General features: G+C 75.8%; 9 protein-coding genes. All 9 read left to right on the forward strand.

Going from position 1 to position 19,420, the window contains the following annotated elements; translation table 11 throughout:
* Positions 1-360: 360 nt before the first annotated feature.
* On the forward strand, positions 361-1,257 hold the full coding sequence (locus SCK26_RS35185) for a proline iminopeptidase-family hydrolase (RefSeq protein ID WP_318205427.1): 897 nt from the start codon (positions 361-363) through the stop codon (positions 1,255-1,257).
* A 14-nt stretch (positions 1,258-1,271) separates the two neighbouring features.
* Positions 1,272-2,207, forward strand: a complete 936-nt coding sequence (locus tag SCK26_RS35190) for an ACP S-malonyltransferase (protein ID WP_318205428.1) — start codon at positions 1,272-1,274, stop codon at positions 2,205-2,207.
* A 26-nt stretch (positions 2,208-2,233) separates the two neighbouring features.
* Entirely contained in the window at positions 2,234-2,488 is a 255-nt protein-coding gene (locus SCK26_RS35195) for a phosphopantetheine-binding protein (RefSeq protein WP_318205429.1), read from the forward strand.
* Between the two features lie 13 nt (positions 2,489-2,501).
* On the forward strand, positions 2,502-4,070 hold the full coding sequence (locus SCK26_RS35200) for an AMP-binding protein (RefSeq protein ID WP_397953026.1): 1,569 nt from the start codon (positions 2,502-2,504) through the stop codon (positions 4,068-4,070).
* On the forward strand, positions 4,067-5,593 hold the full coding sequence (locus SCK26_RS35205) for a class I adenylate-forming enzyme family protein (RefSeq protein WP_318205430.1): 1,527 nt from the start codon (positions 4,067-4,069) through the stop codon (positions 5,591-5,593). Before SCK26_RS35200 ends, SCK26_RS35205 begins: the two co-directional genes overlap by 4 nt.
* A complete protein-coding gene (locus tag SCK26_RS35210; protein ID WP_318205431.1) occupies positions 5,590-6,852 on the forward strand; it encodes a type III PLP-dependent enzyme in 1,263 nt (420 codons plus the stop codon). The genes SCK26_RS35205 and SCK26_RS35210 overlap by 4 nt, the downstream gene beginning before the upstream one ends.
* Positions 6,852-7,304: a cobalamin B12-binding domain-containing protein gene (locus tag SCK26_RS35215; protein WP_318205432.1), complete on the forward strand. Its 453-nt coding sequence runs from the start codon at positions 6,852-6,854 to the stop codon at positions 7,302-7,304. The genes SCK26_RS35210 and SCK26_RS35215 overlap by 1 nt, the downstream gene beginning before the upstream one ends.
* Positions 7,301-8,581: a methylaspartate mutase gene (locus SCK26_RS35220; protein WP_318205433.1), complete on the forward strand. Its 1,281-nt coding sequence runs from the start codon at positions 7,301-7,303 to the stop codon at positions 8,579-8,581. The genes SCK26_RS35215 and SCK26_RS35220 overlap by 4 nt, the downstream gene beginning before the upstream one ends.
* Before the next feature lie 92 nt (positions 8,582-8,673).
* Positions 8,674-19,371, forward strand: coding sequence for a type I polyketide synthase (locus SCK26_RS35225; RefSeq protein ID WP_318205434.1), 10,698 nt, complete (start codon positions 8,674-8,676; stop codon positions 19,369-19,371).
* The last annotated feature ends 49 nt before the right edge of the window (positions 19,372-19,420 follow it).

The following is a 19,420-nucleotide window of genomic DNA, read 5'->3' on the forward strand; positions in this document are numbered from 1 at the left end:
GTCCGGTGCCCCGGGCGCCGCCGGCATCCCGCCCTCCGTCGCTCCGCGTACCGCCGGCACCCCCTCCTCCACCGGCCCCGTGCCGCCGGTCACCCTGCCGCCACGTACGGCCCGCACCCCCTCACCCGCCATCCCGCACACCGCCGCCACCCCACCCCCGGCCCGCCCCGCCCCCGTGCGCCCCCAGTCCCCCCTGCGCCGCCTAGGGGCGGTTAGGGGTCTGGTGGCGGCGTGGGGGCCGTTAGCGTCGGCTGCGGACCACGGCGGAGACGGTCAGGGCGCCGCACCCGGCCCTCCCGGTCCCGGCCGGTGTCCGCGCCCGGCCGCCGTCCCGTCCCGCAGCGAGCAGAGGTGATCAGCGTGTCCCCGGAAGCCACCGCGAAGGGCACCGTCCCCTTCGGGGAGTACCGGACCTGGTACCGGGTGACCGGCCGGCTCGGCGCGGGCCGTCCGGCGGTCGTCGCCGTGCACGGCGGGCCCGGCAGCACCCACGACTACCTGCTGCCGCTCGCCCGGCTCGCCGAGGACGGCTGGCCCGTCGTCCACTACGACCAGCTCGGCAACGGCGGCTCGACCCACCTGCCGGACCAGGACCCCGGGTTCTGGACCGTCGAGCTGTTCGAGGCCGAACTCGCCAACCTGATCGAGCGGTTGGGCATCGCCGACGACTATGTGCTGTTCGGCCAGTCCTGGGGCGGCCCGCTGTGCGCCCGGCACGCCATGACCGCCCCGCCCGGCCTGCGCGGCCTGGTCGTCGCCAACGCGCCCGCCTCCTACCCGCTGTGGCTGAAGGAGATGGCCCGGCTGCGCGCCGCGCTGCCGCCGGAGGTGGAGGACACCCTGCGGCGGCACGAGGCGGCCGGCACCTACGACAGCGAGGAGTACCTCGCCGCGATGCGGGTCTTCTACGACCGCCATGTGTGCCGGGTGACGCCCTGGCCCCGGGACTTCCTGTCCTCCTTCATGGAGATCTACAACGACCCCACCGTGTACTACGCGATGAACGGCCCCAACGAGTTCCACGTCATCGGCTCCCTGAAGGACTGGTCGATCGTCGGCGACCTGCACCGCGTCCGCACCCCGACCCTGCTGATCAGCGGACGCCACGACGAGGCCACACCGGCCGTCGTCCAGCCGTATTACGACGAGATCCCCGGGGCCCGCTGGGAGATCTTCGAGGAGTCCAGCCACCTTCCGCACCTGGAGGAACCCGAGCGGTTCCGCGCGGTGCTGACCGACTTCCTCAAGAGCCTGTGAAAGGGGACGTGGCCATGGCACACGACACCGCCCTCGTCTTCCCCGGCATGGGACCCGTCCCGTTCGCCGAGGTGGGCAGGTTCATGGTGGCGAACCCCATCGCCCGGGACCTGGTCGCCGTCGCCGACGAGGCACTCGGCTACTCCCTCGTGGACGCCTTCCGCACCTCCCCGGGCGACTACTCCGAGGCCGCCCAGGTCGCGTTCTTCCTCAACTGCCTGGCCTGCGCCCACTGGGCGGAGGAACACCTCGGCGTGGAGCCCGGCATCGTCGCCGGGCCCAGCTTCGGCGAGAAGGCGGCCCTCGCCTACACCGGCGCCCTGGAACTCCCCGACGCCGTCCGCCTCACCGCGGAGATCGCCCGCTGCCTGGAGGAGTACTTCGCCGTCGAGCACCGGGACATCGTGACCCTCTCCTTCGTCCGCGCCCCGCGCGACGGCCTCGACGCGATCCTCGCCGAACTGGACGAGGCGGGGGAGTGGCACGAGATCTCCTGCCACATCGACGACGGCTTCTACATGGTGTCCCTCTCCGAACACCGCGTGCCCTGGTTCCAGGAGCGGCTGCGCGCCCTCGGCAGCCTCCCCCTGTACACCATGCGGCCTCCCATGCACGCCTCGGCGTTCGCGTCGCTGCGCGAGAAGGCCGCCCGCGAGGTGGTGTCCCGCTACACCTTCGCCGACCCCCGGCTGCCCGTCGTCGCCGACCAGGACGGCCGGCTGCTGCGCACCGGCGAGGAACTGCGCACCATGCTCCTCGACGGCTTCGACCACCCGATGGACTGGCCGAGCGTCACCACGGCCCTGAAGGACGCCGGCGCCCGCCGGATGTGCGTCGCCGGACCCGACAGCCTGTTCGGCCGGGTGCCGTGCACGACCCGCCAGTTCGACGTCGTCGCGGCCCAGCCGCGGCTGGCGATGACCCCCCGGCGCCGTACCCGCGCCGCCTGACCCCGCCCGACTCCTTGGAGGCCCCCATGTGGGACGACCGGTTCGAACAGATACTCCGCCCCTTCCTGCCGTTCCTCCCCCCGCAGGAGGAGCTGACGCCGGAGTCCGACCTGAAGGACCTCGGCCTGGACTCCCTCGGCACCGTCCAGCTGCTCGGCACGCTGGAGGAGGACTACCAGGTCCGCTTCCGCGACAGCGCGCTGACCATGGACACCTTCCGCACCGCCGGTGTGCTGTGGGACACGCTGCGCGGCATGCTGCAGCAGAGCACCGCGGGCTGACGGGGCGGCCACCGTGGACCCCACCGTGGACGGCACGCTGTCCGGCCGGTTCGCGCGCGGCCTGGCCCTCGCCCCCGACCGGCCCGCGCTGCGCGCCGACGGCGTCGACCTCACCTACCGCGAACTGCACGAGAGCGCCCTGGTCCGGGCCGGTTCGCTGCTCGCCGGGCTTCCCGGCCGGCCGCCCGCCGTGGGGGTGCTGGCCGGCAAGGGGCCCACGGCGTACGCCACGCTGCTGGCCGGCCTGTACAGCGGCGTCACCGTCGTTCCCCTCCAGCCCGCCTTCCCCGCCGCCCGCACCCGGCGGATGATCGAGGCCGCCGGGGTCGGCGCGCTGCTCGCCGACGACGACGCCCTGCCCGCTCTGACCGCGCTGCACGAGGACGGTGTGCGGCTGCCGACACTGTTCGCGCCCGGCGCACACCCGATGCCCGCCCTCGCCCTCGACCCGGACAGCGCCCTGAAGGCGCCCCAGCCCGCCCGGCCCTCCGACATCGCCTACGTGCTGTTCACCTCCGGCTCCACCGGCCGGCCCAAGGGCGTACCGGTCACCCACGCCAACACCGCCCACTACTTCGGCCTGCTCGACCGGCGCTACGACTTCGGGCCGCACGACGTCTTCTCGCAGACCTTCGACCTCAACTTCGACTGCGCGATGTTCGACCTGTTCTGCGCCTGGGGCGCCGGCGCCACCGTCGTCCCCGTACCGGCCCGGGCCTACGCGCGCCTGCCGGAGTTCGTGGCCGAGCAGCGGATGACCGTGTGGTTCTCCACACCCAGCGCCATCACCCTGGTGCGCCGCACCGGCGGGCTCGCACCGGGCGCCCTAGCCTCGCTGCGCTGGAGCTTCTTCGCGGGAGAGGCGCTCGGCTGCAAGGACGCCGAGGACTGGGCCGCCGCCGCGCCGGGCGCCGCGCTGGAGAACCTCTACGGCCCCACCGAGCTGACCATCACCATCACCGCGCAGCGCTGGACGCCCGGCCCGCAGCCGAACGGCATGGTGCCCATCGGCGCCGTCCACCCCGGTCACGACACCCTGCTGCTCGGCCCCGACGGCGCGCCCTGCACCGGCGACGAAGGCGAACTCTGCATCGCCGGACCCCAGTTGACCCCCGGCTATCTCGACCCGGCCGACGACGCCGGGCGGTTCCTCCAGCGCGACGGCCGGCGCTACTACCGCACCGGCGACCGGGTCCGGCGCGCCGACGGCGGCGGCTGGCACTACCTGGGCCGCAAGGACGCACAGGTCCAGGTGCACGGCATCCGGGTGGAGCTGGCCGAGGTGGACGCCGCCGCCCGCACCTGTCCGGGCGTCGAGGACGCCGTGACGGTGGCGGTGCCCGTGGACGGCACCGTGGAACTCGCCGTCTTCCACACCGGCACGCCCGTGCCGCCCGCCCGGCTCGCCCGTCATCTGCGCGAGCTGCTGCCGGCCGCCGTGGTCCCGCGCGCCTACCACCACCTGGACACCCTCCCGCTCAACGCCAACCGCAAGACCGACCGCAGGAAGCTCGCCTCCCGGGCCGCGGCCATGCGGCAGCCCGCCGGAGGCACACACGAAAGGCGGCAGGAGTCGCAGTGAACGGTCAACCGACAGTGCCGGCCCGCACCGACGCCCGGGTGCACGACCTGCTCGACGAGGCCACCGCCGAGCGCCCCGACGCACCGGCGGTCACCGACGCCGCGGGCCGCTGGACGTACCGGGAACTGGCCGCCCACAGCCACGCCGTCGACGCCTGGCTGCGGGCGGCCGGCATCGGCCCCGGCGACCGGGTCCTGGTCCAGCTGCCCAGCACCCGGGAACTCGTCGCGCTGCTGTACGGCACCGCGCGGTGCGGCGCGGTCCTCGTCCCCGTGAACACCGGCATGAAGGACTACCACCTGCGGGCGGTGGTGGAGAACGCCGAGCCCTCGCTGATCATCGTCGCCGACACGGCCGTGGACCGGATCGGTGCCCTCGCCGGCGAGGTGCCGGTCCGCGGGCTCGGCCCGGCCTGGCGGGAGATCACCGCGCTGCGCGAGCGCGGGGCCCGCGGCGCCGGAATCCCGGTCGGCGCCGACGACATCGCCGTCCTCGTCTACACCTCCGGCTCCACCGCCGCGCCCAAGGCGGTGATCTGCCCGCACGGCCGGATGGTCTTCGCCACCGAGGCCATCAACCTCGAACTCGGCTACCGCCCCGACGACGTGGTGTTCTGCCGCTTCCCGATCTCCTGGGACTACGGCCTGTACAAGGTGCTGCTCACCGCCGCCGGCCGCAGCGAACTCGTCCTCGCCGACGGAGACTCCGACCTGGTGCTGCTGCGCCGCATCCGGGAGACCGGCGCCACCGTCGTCCCGATCGTGCCGTCCCTGGCCACCATGATCTGCGCCCTCGCCGAACGCGAACCGGCCCGCGAGTCCCGGGTGCGACTGTTCACCAACACCGGTGCCGCGCTGCCGAAGGCCACCGCCGACGCCCTGCGCACGGCGTTCCCCGGCGCCGAGGTGGTCGTCCAGTTCGGGCAGACCGAGTGCAAACGCGTCTCCGTGCTGCCGCCCGCCTTCCAGGACGCCAAGCCCGGCTCGGTCGGCCGCCCGCTGCCCGGCACCCGCGCCTTCGTCGTGGACGACGAGGGCCGGCCGCTGCCGCCCTGGCGGACCGGCGAGATCGTCGTCGAGGGACCGCACGTCATGCCCGGCTACTGGCGGGCCCCGGAGCAGACCGCCCGCGCCTTCCGCCCCGTCCCCGGCGGCGGACTGCGGCTGCACACCGGCGACTTCGGCCATGTCGACGAGGACGGCTTCCTGTACTACGAGGGCCGCCGCGACGACATGTTCAAGCACAAGGGCGTCCGCATGAGCACCACCGAGATCGAGGCCGCCGCCACCGACGTCCCCGGCGTCCGCGCCGCCGCCGTCCTGCCGCCCGCCGAGGACCGCCCGCTCGCGGTGTTCGCCGAGGGCGACATCGACCCGCACACCCTGCTGAAGGAACTGTCGCTGCGGCTGGAGCCCGCCAAGGTGCCCGCCGTGAGCCGGGTCGTCGGCGAACTGCCGCTCACACCGCACGGCAAGCACGACCGCAAGGCGCTCGCCCGCCTCCTGGAAGGAACCACCGCGTGACCGCCACCGAACCGGCCGGGCACACCCGCCGCGTGACCGCCGCCGAACTGGCCGAGCGCTTCGGCACCCCGGCCTACGTCTACGACCTGGACCGGGTGGCGGCGGCCCGCGACGACCTGTTCGCCGCGCTGCCCGACGAGGTCGAGGTGTTCTACGCCGCCAAGGCCAACCCCCACCCCGAACTGCTGCGCGAGCTGCGCACCGGCGGCTGCCGCGCCGAGATCAGCTCCGTCGGCGAACTCGACGCCGTGCTGCGCGCCGGGTTCACCGGCGACCGCGTCCTGTTCACCGGACCCGGCAAGACCACCGGGGAACTGACCGAGGCCCTGACCCGGGGCGTGCGGCTGTTCTCCGCCGAGTCCCACGGCGACCTGCGCCGCATCGGCGAGACGGCGCTCGGGCTGGGCCTGACCGCCGACTGCCTGCTCCGCGTCAACAACGCCACCGGCGCCGCGGCCACCGGCATCCGCATGACCGGCGTGCCCTCGCAGTTCGGCTTCGACAGCGAGACCCTGCCCGACCTCGCCGCCGAACTGCGCGAGATTCCCGGCACCCGCGTCGCCGGCCTGCACTTCTTCCCGCTGAGCAACGCCAAGGACGAGGCGAGCCTGATCGCCGAGTTCCGGCACACCATCGCCACCGCCGCAGCCCTCCAGCGGGCCCTCGGCGTCACCTTCCGCTTCCTCGACATCGGCGGCGGATTCGCCGCTCCCTACGCCGTCCAGGGCACCCGGCCCGTCTACGGCGAGCTGCGCGACGCCCTCGCCCGGACGCTGGACGAGCACTTCCCCGGCTGGCGCTCCGGCGCCCCCCGGATCGCCTGCGAGTCGGGCCGCTACCTGGTCGCCGACAGCGGCACCCTGCTCACCTCCGTCGTCAACGTCAAGGACAGCCGCGACCACCGCTACCTCGTCCTCGACGCCGGCATCAACACCTTCGGCGGCATGTCCGGCCTCGGCCGCATCCTGCCCGTGTCCGTCGAACCCCACGAGTCCGTGGGCGCCGACGGCACCCCGGCGAGCCTGGCCGGCCCGCTGTGCACGCCGGGCGACCTGCTCGGCCGGAACGTCCCGCTGCCCGCGCTCACCCCGGGCGACCTGCTCACCGTCCCCAACGCCGGCGCCTACGGCCCCACGGCCAGCCTGCTGATGTTCCTCGGCCGGCCCGCGCCCGCCGAGATCGTCGTACGCGGCGACGACCTCGTGTCCGTCTCCCGCATCGAGCACACCCGCACCTACGACCACGGACAGGCCCTGTGATGAGCCCCTTCCCGACCACCCCCGACCCCGGCGCCCGGCCCGTGCTGGTGGCCGGCGGCATCTCCGACTCCCACACCTGGAACCTCGTCTACCTCCAGCTCCTGCTGGAGGAGCACGGGCACCGCGTGGTCAACCTCGGCCCCTGCGTCCCCGAGGACCTGCTCATCGCCGAGGCCCTCGCGCACCGCCCCGTGCTCATCGTGGTCAGCAGCGTCAACGGCCACGGCTACCACGACGGCATGCGGACCGTCACCCGGCTGCGCGAACACCCCGCCCTCGCCACCGTGCCCGCCGTCATCGGCGGCAAGCTCGGCATCGCCGGGCCCTCGGGCGCCGAGGAGGTGGCCGCGCTGCGCGCCGCCGGGTACGACGCGGTGTTCGACGACAGCGCCGAGGGCGTCGCCGCCTTCCGGCGGATGCTCGGCGAGCTGCCGCAGCGGGCCCTGGTGTGACCGGCGGCGGGTTCGGCGCGTTCGTGCGCCGGGCTCACGACGCCGGCCACCTGGTGGTGCAGCCCCGGATGGGGATGAGCAGCCCGCGCCGGATGCGGGCCGGGCTGCTCGCCACCCGCGACGCGCGGGCGACCACCGTCGGCACCATCACCCTGGACAGCTACACCCGGGTCGGTGATCTGGAGTCGGCGCGCCTGGCGGTCCTGGAGGGCGTGGCCCTCAACGGCTACCCGATCGTGAGCCACGACGCGGCCACCACCGCTGGCGTCCTCGACGACATCCACGGACCCGGCTTCCCGGTCCAGGTCCGGCACGGCTCCGCCGCGCCGCAGGACATCTTCCGGGCGCTGACCGCCGTGGGGCTGGACGCCTCCGAGGGCGGCCCGGTCTCCTACTGCCTGCCCTACGGCCGGGTCCCGCTGCGCGCGTCCGTCGCCCACTGGGCCGCCGCCTGCGAACTGCTCGCCGCCCACCGGGAGCCGGGCACCGAACCGCACCTGGAGACCTTCGGCGGCTGCGTCCTCGGCCAGCTGTGCCCGCCCAGCCTGCTCGTCGCCGTCAGCGTGCTGGAGGCGCTGTTCTTCCACCGGCACGGCATCCGCAGCATTTCCGTCAGTTACGCCCAGCAGACCCATCCCGGCCAGGACGCCGAAGCGGTGGCCGCGCTGCGCCGCCTGTGCGCGGAGCATCTGCCGGACACCGAATGGCATGTCGTCGTCTACGCCTACATGGGGCTGTATCCGGAAACGGAACAGGGCGCCTACCGGCTGCTCGGAAAAGCGGCCGAACTCGCCGTCGCCAGCGGCTCGGAACGGCTCATCGTGAAAACCGTCGCGGAATCCCGCCGCATTCCCACGGTGGCCGAGAACGTCGCCGCCCTGGAATACGCCGCCGAGGTCGCCGCCCGCACCCCGCGCGCCCCGCTGGACGCCACCGGCACCCAGACCTACGCCGAGGCGTCCGCCCTGGTGAACGCCGTACTGGGGCTGGACGACGACCTCGGTACGGCCCTGCTGACGGCGTTCGCCGAGGGACTGCTCGACGTGCCCTACTGCCTGCATCCGGACAACGCCGGATTCAGCCGGAGTCATATCGCCGCGGACGGCCGGCTGGCCTGGACCGACGTCGGCAGGATGCCGCTGACCGGCATCGCCGACGTACGCCCGGCCCGCGCCGTCACCGCCGCGGAACTGCTCGATTCCCTGTCATACGTACGCCGTTCGTTCGACGGACACGCTCCCGGGAACATCCGGGCCGTCGAATCCGCCCACCCCTAGGGGTGGTTAAGGGTGTGGCCTTTCGAGGGCCGTCACTACGGTGTGGAAAAAGGTGAGGAAAACCGGTGTCGGCCGAAAGTGGAGATGCGTGGATGAACGGGCCCGGATCCGACTCAGCTCTGGCACGACGGCTCGCCACGGCCGTACCCTCCCGGCACCGCGCGCTGGTGACCGACCTGGTGCGCACGGCCGTGGCCGAGGCGATCGAGACGGCCCGGCCGGGCACGCCGGCCCCGCTCGACCCGGCCGCGCCCCTCGCCGCGCAGGGACTCGACTCGCTCGCCGCGGTCGACCTGCACCGGCGGCTGACCGCGCTGACCGGCCTGGACCTGCCGGTCGGCCTCGCCTACGACTGCCCGACCGTCCAGGACCTCGCGGCCCGGCTGCTCGCCGAGGTCCACGGCACCCCGGACACCCCCGCCGAGCCGGCTCCCGGCCACGACCCCGGTGAGCCGGTCGCCGTCGTCGGCATGGGCTGCCGCTTCCCCGGCGGCATCGACTCGCCCGCCGACCTGTGGCGGCTGCTCACCGAGGGCGGCGAGGTGCTGACCGGCTTCCCCCAGGACCGCGGCTGGGACCTGGACGCCCTCTACCACGAGGACCCCGAGGTGCCCGGCAGCACATATGTGCGCAGCGGCGGATTCCTCGACACCGCCACCGAGTTCGACGCCGACTTCTTCGGCATCAGCCCGCGCGAGGCGCTCGGCATGGACCCGCAGCAGCGGCTCGTGCTGGAGACCTCCTGGCAGGCCCTGGAGGACGCCGGCATCGATCCCACGGCACTGCGCGGCACCCCGGCCGGGATGTTCCTCGGCGCCGAGATCCAGGAGTACGGTCCGCGCCTGCACGACGCCCCGGACGGCCTGGACGCCTATCTCCTCGCCGGGAACGCCAACAGCGTGATATCCGGCCGGATCGCCTATGTGCTGGGCACCGAGGGACCGGCGGTCACCGTCGACACCGCCTGCTCCGCCGCCCTGGTCGCCGTCCACCTGGCGTGCCGCTCGCTCAGGCAGGGCGAGTCCTCGCTCGCGCTCGCCGGCGGCGTGGCCGTCATGGGCGGCCCCGGCGTGTTCACCGCCTTCGGCCGGCAGCGCGGCCTCGCCCCCGACGGGCGCTGCAAGGCGTTCTCCGCCGCCGCGGACGGCACCGGATTCTCCGAGGGCGTCGGCGTGCTCGTCCTGGAACGGCTGTCCGACGCCCGCCGCAACGGGCATCGGGTGCTGGCCCTGGTGCGCGGCTCGGCCGTCAACTCCGACGGCGCCTCCAACGGCCTGACCGCGCCCAGCGGCACCGCCCAGCAGCGGCTGATCCGCCGGGCGCTCGCCGACGCCGGCCTCACCGCCGCCGACGTCGACGTGGTCGAGGCGCACGGCACCGGCACCCGGCTCGGCGACCCCATCGAGGCCACCGCGCTGCTCGCCACCTACGGCCAGGACCGGCCCGCCGGCGCGCCGCTGCTGCTCGGTTCCGTCAAGTCCAACCTCGGGCACACCCAGGCCGCCGCCGGTGCCGCCGGCCTGATCAAGACCGTCCTCGCCATGGAGCATGGGCGGATACCGGCCACGCTCCACGTCGACGCGCCCACCCCGCACGTCGACTGGTCCTCGGGCGCCGTGGAACTCGTCACCGCGCCGCGCGCCTGGCCCGACACCGGCCGGCCCCGGCGGGCCGGAGTGTCCTCGTTCGGGGTCAGCGGCACCAACGCGCACGTCATCCTCGAACAGCCTGGACCCGAACCCGAGGCGCCCGGCCCGGACGCCACCACCGCACCGCCCGCCGGGACACCGCTGCCGTTCGCCCTGTCCGCCCGCGGCGAGGCCGCCCTGCGTGCCCGCGCCGCCGACCTGCTGCCGCTGGCGGACGAGGCCGGCCTGCTGGACCTCGCCCACTCGCTGGCCACCACCCGGGCCGCGCTGCCCGACCGGGCCGTCCTCGTCGCCGCCGACCGCGCCGAACTCCGCGCCGCCCTCGCCGACCTGGCCTCCGGGACCACCCCGCCCACCCCGCGCGCCGACGGCGAACTCGGCTTCCTGTTCACCGGGCAGGGCAGCCAGCGCCCCGGTATGGGCCGCGAACTCGCGGCCGCCCACCCGGTGTTCACCGACGCCCTGGACGACGTCTGCGCCCACTTCGACCTCCAGCTCGCCCGGCCGCTGAAGCAGATCCTGTTCGCCGGCCCCGGCACCCCCGAGGCGGAGCTGCTGCACCGCACCGAGTACGCGCAACCCGCCCTGTTCGCCGTGGAAGTGGCCCTGTACCGGCTGCTGGAGAGCTGGGGCCTCACCCCGGACCAGCTCGCCGGGCACTCCGTCGGCGAGATCGCCGCCGCCCATGTCGCGGGCGTCCTCAGCCTCCAGGACGCCACGATCCTGGTCGCCGCCCGCGGCCGGCTGATGCAGGCCCTGCCCGAGGGCGGCGCCATGGTCGCCGTACGCGCCGCCGAGGACGAGGTGGCACCCCTGCTCACCGCGCGCACCGGCATCGCCGCCGTCAACGGGCCCGCCGCCGTCGTCGTCTCCGGCGACGCCGCCGACGTGGAACTGATCGCCGCCGAACTCGCCGCGCGCGGCCACGACACCAAGCGGCTGCGGGTCAGCCACGCCTTCCACTCGCCGCTGATGGAACCGATGCTGGCCGGGTTCCGCCGGATCGCGCACGTCCTTGACTACGCCGAGCCGAAGCTGCCGATCGTCTCCACCGTCACCGGCGGCCCCGTCACCGCCGGCGAACTGCGCGACCCCGAGTACTGGGTGGAGCACGTCCGCGCACAGGTCCGCTTCCACGACGCCGTCCGCTCCCTCGCCGACGCCGGCGTGCGCACCTTCCTGGAGGTCGGCCCGGACGCCGTGCTGTCCGCCATGGGCCCGGACTGCACCGACGCACCCGGCACCGCGTTCCTGCCGGTCCTGCGGCGCGAGCGTCCCGAGCCGCGCGAGGCCCTCGCCGCGCTGGCGGCCGCCCACGCCCGGGGTGTCCCCGTCGACTGGCGGCGGCACTTCGCCGGCCTCGGCGGACGCCGGATCGACCTGCCCGGCTACCCCTTCCAGCGGCGCCGCTTCTGGCTGGAGCAGCGCACCGGCACCGACGCCACCGGCCTCGGCCAGCTCCCCGCCGGCCACCCGCTGCTGGCGGCCGTGGTCGCCGTCGGCGCCGAGGGCGTCGTCCTCACCGGCCGCCTCTCCACCCGCGCGCAGCCCTGGCTCGCCGACCACGTCATCGCCGGCCGGGTCCTCTTCCCCGGCACCGCCTTCGTCGAACTCGCCCTGCGCGCCGGCGACCACGCCGGCGCCGGCACCCTGGAGGAGCTGACCCTCGGCGCCCCGCTGGTGCTGCGCGCCGAGGAGGACATCGCCGTACAGGTCGCCGTCGGCGAACCCGACGCCACCGGCCGGCGCACCGTCACCGTCCACAGCCGCGCGGACGAGGCCGCGCCCTGGACCCAGCACGCCACGGGCGTCCTCACCGCCACCGCCCCGCCCGCCCCGGCCCCCCTCACCGAGTGGCCGCCGCGCGACGCCCGGCCCCTGGACACCACCGGCGTGTACACGGACCTCGCCGGCCAGGGCTACGACTACGGGCCCGCCTTCCAGGGCCTGCGCGCCGCCTGGCGGCACGGCGACGACGTCTACGCCGAGGTCGCCCTGCCCGACGACGACGCCGCCGACGCCGGCGCGTTCGGCCTGCACCCGGCGCTGCTCGACGCCGCGCTGCACGCCGCCGACCTCGGCGCCCCGCCGCGCCCCGAGGTGCTGGTGCCGTTCGCCTGGACCGGCGTCACCCTGCACGCCACCGGCGCCACCGCCCTGCGCGTGCGCATCACCCGCGCGGGCGGCGACACCATCGCCCTGCACCTCGCCGACCCCACCGGCGCCCCGGTGGCCGCCGTCGAGGCCCTCGCCTCCCGCCCCGTACCGGACCAGGACGTGCTGTACGCCGTGGGCTGGCAGCCGTACCCCCGGCCCGCGACCACCGAGCCGCTGCGGACCGCCGTCCTCACGGACCCCACCGAGCCGCCCGCGGACGGGCCCGCCCCGGACGCCGTCGTGTACCGCGTCCCCGGCGCGGCGGAGGCCGACGCCGGCCAGGCGCGCGCCCACGTCCGCCATGTCCTCGGCCTGCTGCGCACCTGGCAGACCGACGAACGCCGCGCCGCCACCCGGCTGGTCGTCGTCACCCCGCCCGGCAGCCCCGCCCACGCGGCCGTCCGCGGCCTGGTCCGCTCCGCCCAGGCCGAGAACCCCGGCCGCTACGTCCTCATCGAGCACGAGACGCTGCCCTCCGAGGCCGACCTGCGCCGCGCCCTCGCCACCGGCGAAAGCGAACTCTCCCTGGCCGGCGGCGCCTTCAGCGTGCCCCGGCTGACCGTGCGGCCCCCGGGCGAGGAGGCCGCCGCCGACTGGGGCACCGTCCTCGTCACCGGCGGCACCGGCGGCCTCGGCGCGCTCCTCGCCCGCCACCTGGTGACCGCCCACGGCGTACGCCGCCTGGTCCTCGCCGGCCGCCGCGGCACCGCACCCGAGCTGCGCGCCGAACTGACCGCGCTCGGCGCCGAGGTGACGATCGCCGCCTGCGACACGGGCGACCGCGAGGCGCTGCGCCGCCTGCTGGAGCGGCACCCGGTGGACTCCGTGGTGCACGCGGCGGGCACCGTACGCGACGGCGTCGTGGAGACCCTCACCGACGCGATGGTGGACGAGGTCTTCCACGCCAAGGCCCTGGGCGCCTGGCACCTGCACGAACTGACCCGGGACCGCGAACTCGCCCACTTCGTGCTGTTCTCCTCCCTCGCCGCCGTCCTCGACGGAGCCGGCCAGGGCAACTACGCCGCCGCCAACGCCTACCTCGACGCCCTCGCCGAGCACCGCGCCGCCCTCGGCCTGCCCGCCACCTCCCTCGGCTGGGGCCTGTGGGCCACCGACACCGGCATGGGCGCCACCCTGGACGACGCCGCCCGCCAGCGGATCGCCGCCTACGGCGTGCCCGGACTCTCCGCCGCCCGCTCCCTGGAACTGTTCGACGCCGCCGTCCGCTCCCGCGCCCCCCACCTGGTGCCCGTGGAGATCGACACCGCCGCCGTCCGCCGCCGTCCCGACGGCGTACCGCCGCTGCTGACCGGCCTCGTCCGCCCGGCCGTCCGCCGGGCCGCGGCGAGCACCGCCGCCGTGCCGGCCGCGGACGGACGGCTCGCCGCGCTGCCCGCCGCCGACCGCGACCGAGCCCTGCTCGACCTCGTGCGCACCGAGGTCGCGGCCGTCCTGCGGCACGACGGCCCGTCCGCCGTCGACCCCGGCCGCGCCTTCACCGACCTCGGCTTCGACTCGCTCGCCGCCGTCGAGCTGCGCAACCGGCTGAACACCGCCACCGGACTGCGGCTGCCCGCCACCCTCGTCTTCGACCACCCCACCTCCCGCGCCCTGGCCGCCCACATCCACGACACCCTCTTCGGCACCGGCCCCGAGGAGACCTCCGCCGCCGCCCCCGCCCGCACCGCCCCGGACGACGACCCGATCGCCATCGTCGGCATGAGCTGCCGCTACCCCGGCGAGGTCCGCTCCCCGGAGGACCTGTGGCGGCTCGTCGCCGACGGCGTCGACGCGGTCGGCGGCTTCCCCGCGGACCGCGGCTGGGACACCGAGGCGCTGTACGACCCCGAGCCGGGCACCCCCGGCCGCACCTACACCCGCGAGGGCGCCTTCCTGTACGACGCGGCCGAGTTCGACGCCGGCTTCTTCGGCATCGGCCCCCGCGAGGCCACCGCCATGGACCCGCAGCAACGGCTGCTGCTGGAGGTGTCCTGGGAGGCGCTGGAGCGCTCCGCCATCGACCCGCACCGGCTGCGCGGCTCCCGCACCGGCGTGTTCGCGGGCGTCATGTACCACGACTACGGCACCTGGCTCGCCGAGGTCCCCGAGGACCTCGCCGCCTACCTCGGCAACGGCAGCCTCGGCAGCGTCGTCTCCGGCCGGGTCGCCTACGCCCTCGGCCTGGAGGGACCGGCCGTCACCGTCGACACCGCCTGCTCCTCCTCGCTGGTCACCCTGCACCTGGCGGCCCAGGCACTGCGGCAGGGCGAGTGCGACCTCGCCCTGGTCGGCGGCGTCACCGTCATGTCGACACCGGACACCTTCGTGGACTTCGCCCGGCAGCGCGGACTGGCCGCGGACGGCCGCTGCAAGTCCTTCGCCGCCGCGGCCGACGGCACCGGCTGGGGCGAGGGCGCCGGCATGCTGGTCGTGGAACGCCTCTCCGACGCCCGCCGCAACGGCCACCGCGTGCTGGCCCTGGTGCGCGGCTCCGCCGTCAACTCCGACGGCGCCTCCAACGGCCTGACCGCCCCCAACGGCCCCTCCCAGCAGCGCGTCATCCGCGCCGCGCTCACCGCCGCCGGGCTCACCCCGGCCGACGTGGACGCCGTGGAGGCGCACGGCACGGGGACGACGCTGGGCGACCCGATCGAGGCGCAGGCGCTGCTGGCCACCTACGGCCAGGACCGCGACCAGCCGCTGTGGCTGGGCTCGGTCAAGTCCAACATGGGACACACGCAGGCCGCCGCCGGAGTCGCCGGGATCATCAAGATGGTCATGGCGATGCGCCACGGCGTCCTGCCGAAGACCCTGCACGTCGACGCGCCGTCGCACCAGGTCGACTGGAGCGCCGGCGCCGTGGAACTGCTCACCGAGCGGCGCCCGTGGCCCGAGACCGGCCGGCCCCGGCGCGCGGGCGTCTCCTCCTTCGGCATCAGCGGCACCAACGCCCACGTCATCCTGGAGGAGTTCCCCGCACCCGAGCCCGCCGAGCCGGACCCCGCCACCGCCCCGCCCGTACTCGCCCTCCCCGTCTCCGCCCGCTCGCCCGAGGCCCTGCGCGGCCAGGCCCGGCGGCTGCTGGAGCTGACCGGCACCGCCCCCGCCGACCTCGGCCGGGCCCTCGCCACCACCCGCGCCGCCCACCCGCACCGCGCCGTCCTCCTCGCCACCGGCGCCGACCGGGCCGCCACCGCCCTCGACGCCCTCGCCCACGGCACCGAGGCACCCGGACTGCTGGTCACCGGCTCCGCCACCGACGGCGGCCTGGCCTACCTGTTCTCCGGCCAGGGCGCCCAGCGTCCCGGCATGGGCCGCGACTGGTACGACGCCTTCCCCGTCTACGCCGAACACTTCGACCGCGTCGCCGCGCTCTTCGACAAGCACCTCGAACGCCCCCTCGCCGAGGTCGTCCTCGGCGACGATCCCGAGACCCTGGAACAGACCGCCTACACCCAGGCCGCCCTGTTCACCACCCAGGTGGCCCTCTACCGGCTGCTGGAGTCCTTCGGACTGCGCCCGGACCGGCTGGCCGGGCACTCCGTCGGCGAGTTCGCCGCCGCGCACGTCGCGGGCGTGTGGTCGCTGCCGGACGCCGTCACCGCCGTCGCGGCCCGCGGCCGGCTCATGCAGGCACTGCCGGCGGGCGGCGCGATGACCGCCGTCCAGGCGTCCGAGGAGGAGGTCGCCGCGCTGGTGGACGGCGAGCGGTGCGCGATCGCGGCCGTCAACGGCCCCCGCGCCGTGGTCGTCTCCGGCGACGAGGACGCCGTCGCCGAGGTCGCCGCGCACTTCGGCACCACCCGCCGGCTGCGCGTCTCGCACGCCTTCCACTCGCCGCGCATGGCACCCATGCTGGACGCCTTCCGGGACGTCATGGCCGGCCTGCCGGCCGCCGAGCCGGCGCTGCCGATCGTCTCCACCGTCACCGGCGCCCCGGCCACCGCCGTCGACCTCGGCTCCGCGGACTACTGGGTGCGGCAGGTCCGCGACACCGTACGGTTCGCCGACGCGGTCGCGACGCTGGCCGCGCAGGGCACCGGCACCTTCCTCGAACTCGGCGCCGCGCCCGTGCTCACCGCCCTGGGCCCCGACTGCCTGCCGGACGCCGAGGACACCGCCTTCGTGCCCGCCGCCCGCAAGGACACCGCCCAGCTCCCCGGCCTGCTCGCCGCCCTGGCCGCCGTGCACACCCGGGGCTTCGACGTCGACTGGGCCGTGCTGTACGAGAACTACGCGGGGCGCCCGGTCGACCTGCCCACCTACGCCTTCGAGCACCGCCGGTACTGGCTGCCCACGCCCGCCGTCACCGCCGGCGACGCCGCCGGGCACGGGCTCGCCGCCGCAGGCCACCCGCTGGTCAGCGCCCGCCTGGACCTGCCCGGCGACGCCGGGGTGCTGCTCACCGGCCGGATCTCCACCGCCACCCACCCGGTCCTCGCCGACCACGCCGTGCTGGGCACGGTCCTGGTGCCCGGCGCCGCGCTGGTCGACCTCGCCCTGCACGCCGGCCACCTGACCGGCCGTCCCGTCCTGGAGGAGCTGACCCTGCACGCCCCGCTGGCCCTGCCCGGCGACACCGCCGTACGCCTCCAGGTCGCCGCCCGCGCCGACGGCACCGTGGAGATCCACTCCCGCGCCGAGCAGGCCGCCGCCGACGAGGGCTGGACCCACCACGCCACCGGCACCCTCACCGACTCCGACGGCGCACCCGCACCCGTGCCCGCGGCCGGCGCCTGGCCGCCGCCCGGTGCCGTCCCGCTCGACGTCGACGGCCTCTACCCGCGCCTGCACACCGAGGGCTACGACTACGGCCCCGTCTTCCGGGGCGTCCGGGCCGCCTGGCGGGACGGCGACACCCTCCTCGCCGACCTGGAACTGCCCGCGGCGGCGGGCCAGGACGCCGCCCGGCACGTCCTGCACCCCGCGCTGCTGGACTCCGCCCTGCACGTCACGTCCCTGCTCGACGGCGAGCCGGCACCCGACGGGCCCACCGACGGCGTCGCGCTGCCCTTCGCCTGGACCGGGGTCACCGCGCACGCCCGATCGGCCCTGACCGCCCGGGCCCGCGTCACCCGCCACACCGACGGCACCCGCATCGAGCTGACGGACACCGACGGCCGGCCCCTGGCCACCGTCGCCTCCTACGTCACCCGGCCGGTCACCGCCGACCGGCTCACCCGGCGCCGCCGCCACCTCTACACCGTCACCGACACACCGCTGCCCGAGACCGCCGGCCGCCCCGACCGCCGTAGCTGGGCGGTCCTCGGCGACGACGACCTCGGCCTCGGCGTCCCCGTCCGCCCCGGCCCGGACGCACTCGGCACCCCGGTGCCCGACGTGGTGATCCTGCCCGTCACCACGCCCCGCGCCGAAGAAGTGCCCGGCGCCGTGCGCGACGCGCTCGGCCGCACCCTGGAGGTCCTCAAGGCATGGGCGGCCGACGACCGGTACGCCGGCTCGGCGCTCGTGGTCCTCACCGGCGGCTCACTCGCCGACGCGGCGGTGCACGGGCTGGTACGGGCCGCGCAGGCCGAGGACCCCGGCCGCATCCTCCTCGTCGACCGGACCGCGCCCGACGCGCCCGTACCCGACCGGGCCGCCCTCGCCGCCCTCCTGGACTCCGGGGAACCCGAGGTCCGCTGGCGGGACGGCACGGCCCACGCGCCCCGCCTGGTCCGCGCCGACGACGGCGAGGGCACGGACCGCCCGTGGGGCACCGTCCTCGTCACCGGCGGCACCGGCGGACTCGGCGCCCTCGTCGCCCGCCACCTGGCCGCCCGGCACGGCGTCACCCGCCTGGTGCTGACCAGCCGCCGCGGCCCCGACGCGCCCGGCGCCGCCGCACTGCGCGCCGGCCTCGCGGACCTCGGCGCCGAGGCCGACATCGTCGCCTGCGACGTCGCCGACCGCGCCGCGCTCGCCGCCCTGCTCACCGCGCACCCCGTCGACAGCGTCGTCCACACCGCCGGCGTCCTCGACGACGCCCTGATCGGCTCGCTGACCCCGGCGCGGCTGGACACCGTCCTGCGGCCCAAGGCGGACGCCGCCTGGCACCTGCACGAACTGACCCGGGACAGGGAACTCGCCCACTTCGTGCTGTTCTCCTCGGCCGCCGGCACCCTCGACGCCTCCGGACAGGGCAACTACGCCGCCGCCAACGCCTTCCTCGACGCCCTGGCCGCCCGGCGCGCCGCCCTCGGCCTGCCCGTCACCTCCCTCGCCTGGGGCCTGTGGTCCGGCGGCGGCATGGGCGCGGCGCTCGGCACGGCCGACGTCCAGCGCATCGAACGCACCGGCATCGGCGCGCTCGACCCGGACGAGGCACTGGACCTGTTCGACGCCGCCGTCGCCACGGGCGCCCCGGCCCTGGTCCCCGTACGGCTGGACACCGCCGCCCTGCGCCGCCGCGCCGACGACGTCCCGGCCGTGCTGCGGACCCTGGCCGGCGCCACCGCCCGCCCGGACCGCGCCGACCACGCCCGCACCCTCGGCGAACGACTGGCCGCCCTGCCCGCCGCCGACCACGAACACACCGTGCTGGAAACGGTCCGCACCGAAGTGGCCGCCGTCCTCGGCCACTCCGGGCCCGCCGCAGTCGAACCGCGCCGTGCCTTCACCGAACTGGGCTTCGACTCGCTCGCCGCCGTCGAACTGCGCAACCGTCTGGGCGCGGCCAGCGGACTGCGCCTGCCCTCCACCCTCATCTTCGACCACCCCACCCCGGCCGCCCTCGCCGGCCACCTCCTCGAGCGGCTGCGCCCGGAGCCCGAGCCGGCCGCGCCCGGCGACGACGACGAGGTGCGCGCCCTGATCTCCCGCATCCCCGTCGCCCGCCTCCGCGCCGCCGGTCTGCTGGACAGCCTGCTGAAACTGTCCGGGCCCGCCGCGGACCCCGCCCCCGCCGAACCGGCCAGGGACATCAGGACCATGGCCGTCGCCGACCTGGTGCGCGCCGCGCTCGACCGCAGCGCCCCCCAGTGACCCCACCCGGTGCCGGACGACGCGCCGCGTCCGGCACCGGGCCATCCGC

The organism is Streptomyces sp. SCL15-4 (assembly GCF_033366695.1).
GTDB lineage: Bacteria > Actinomycetota > Actinomycetes > Streptomycetales > Streptomycetaceae > Streptomyces.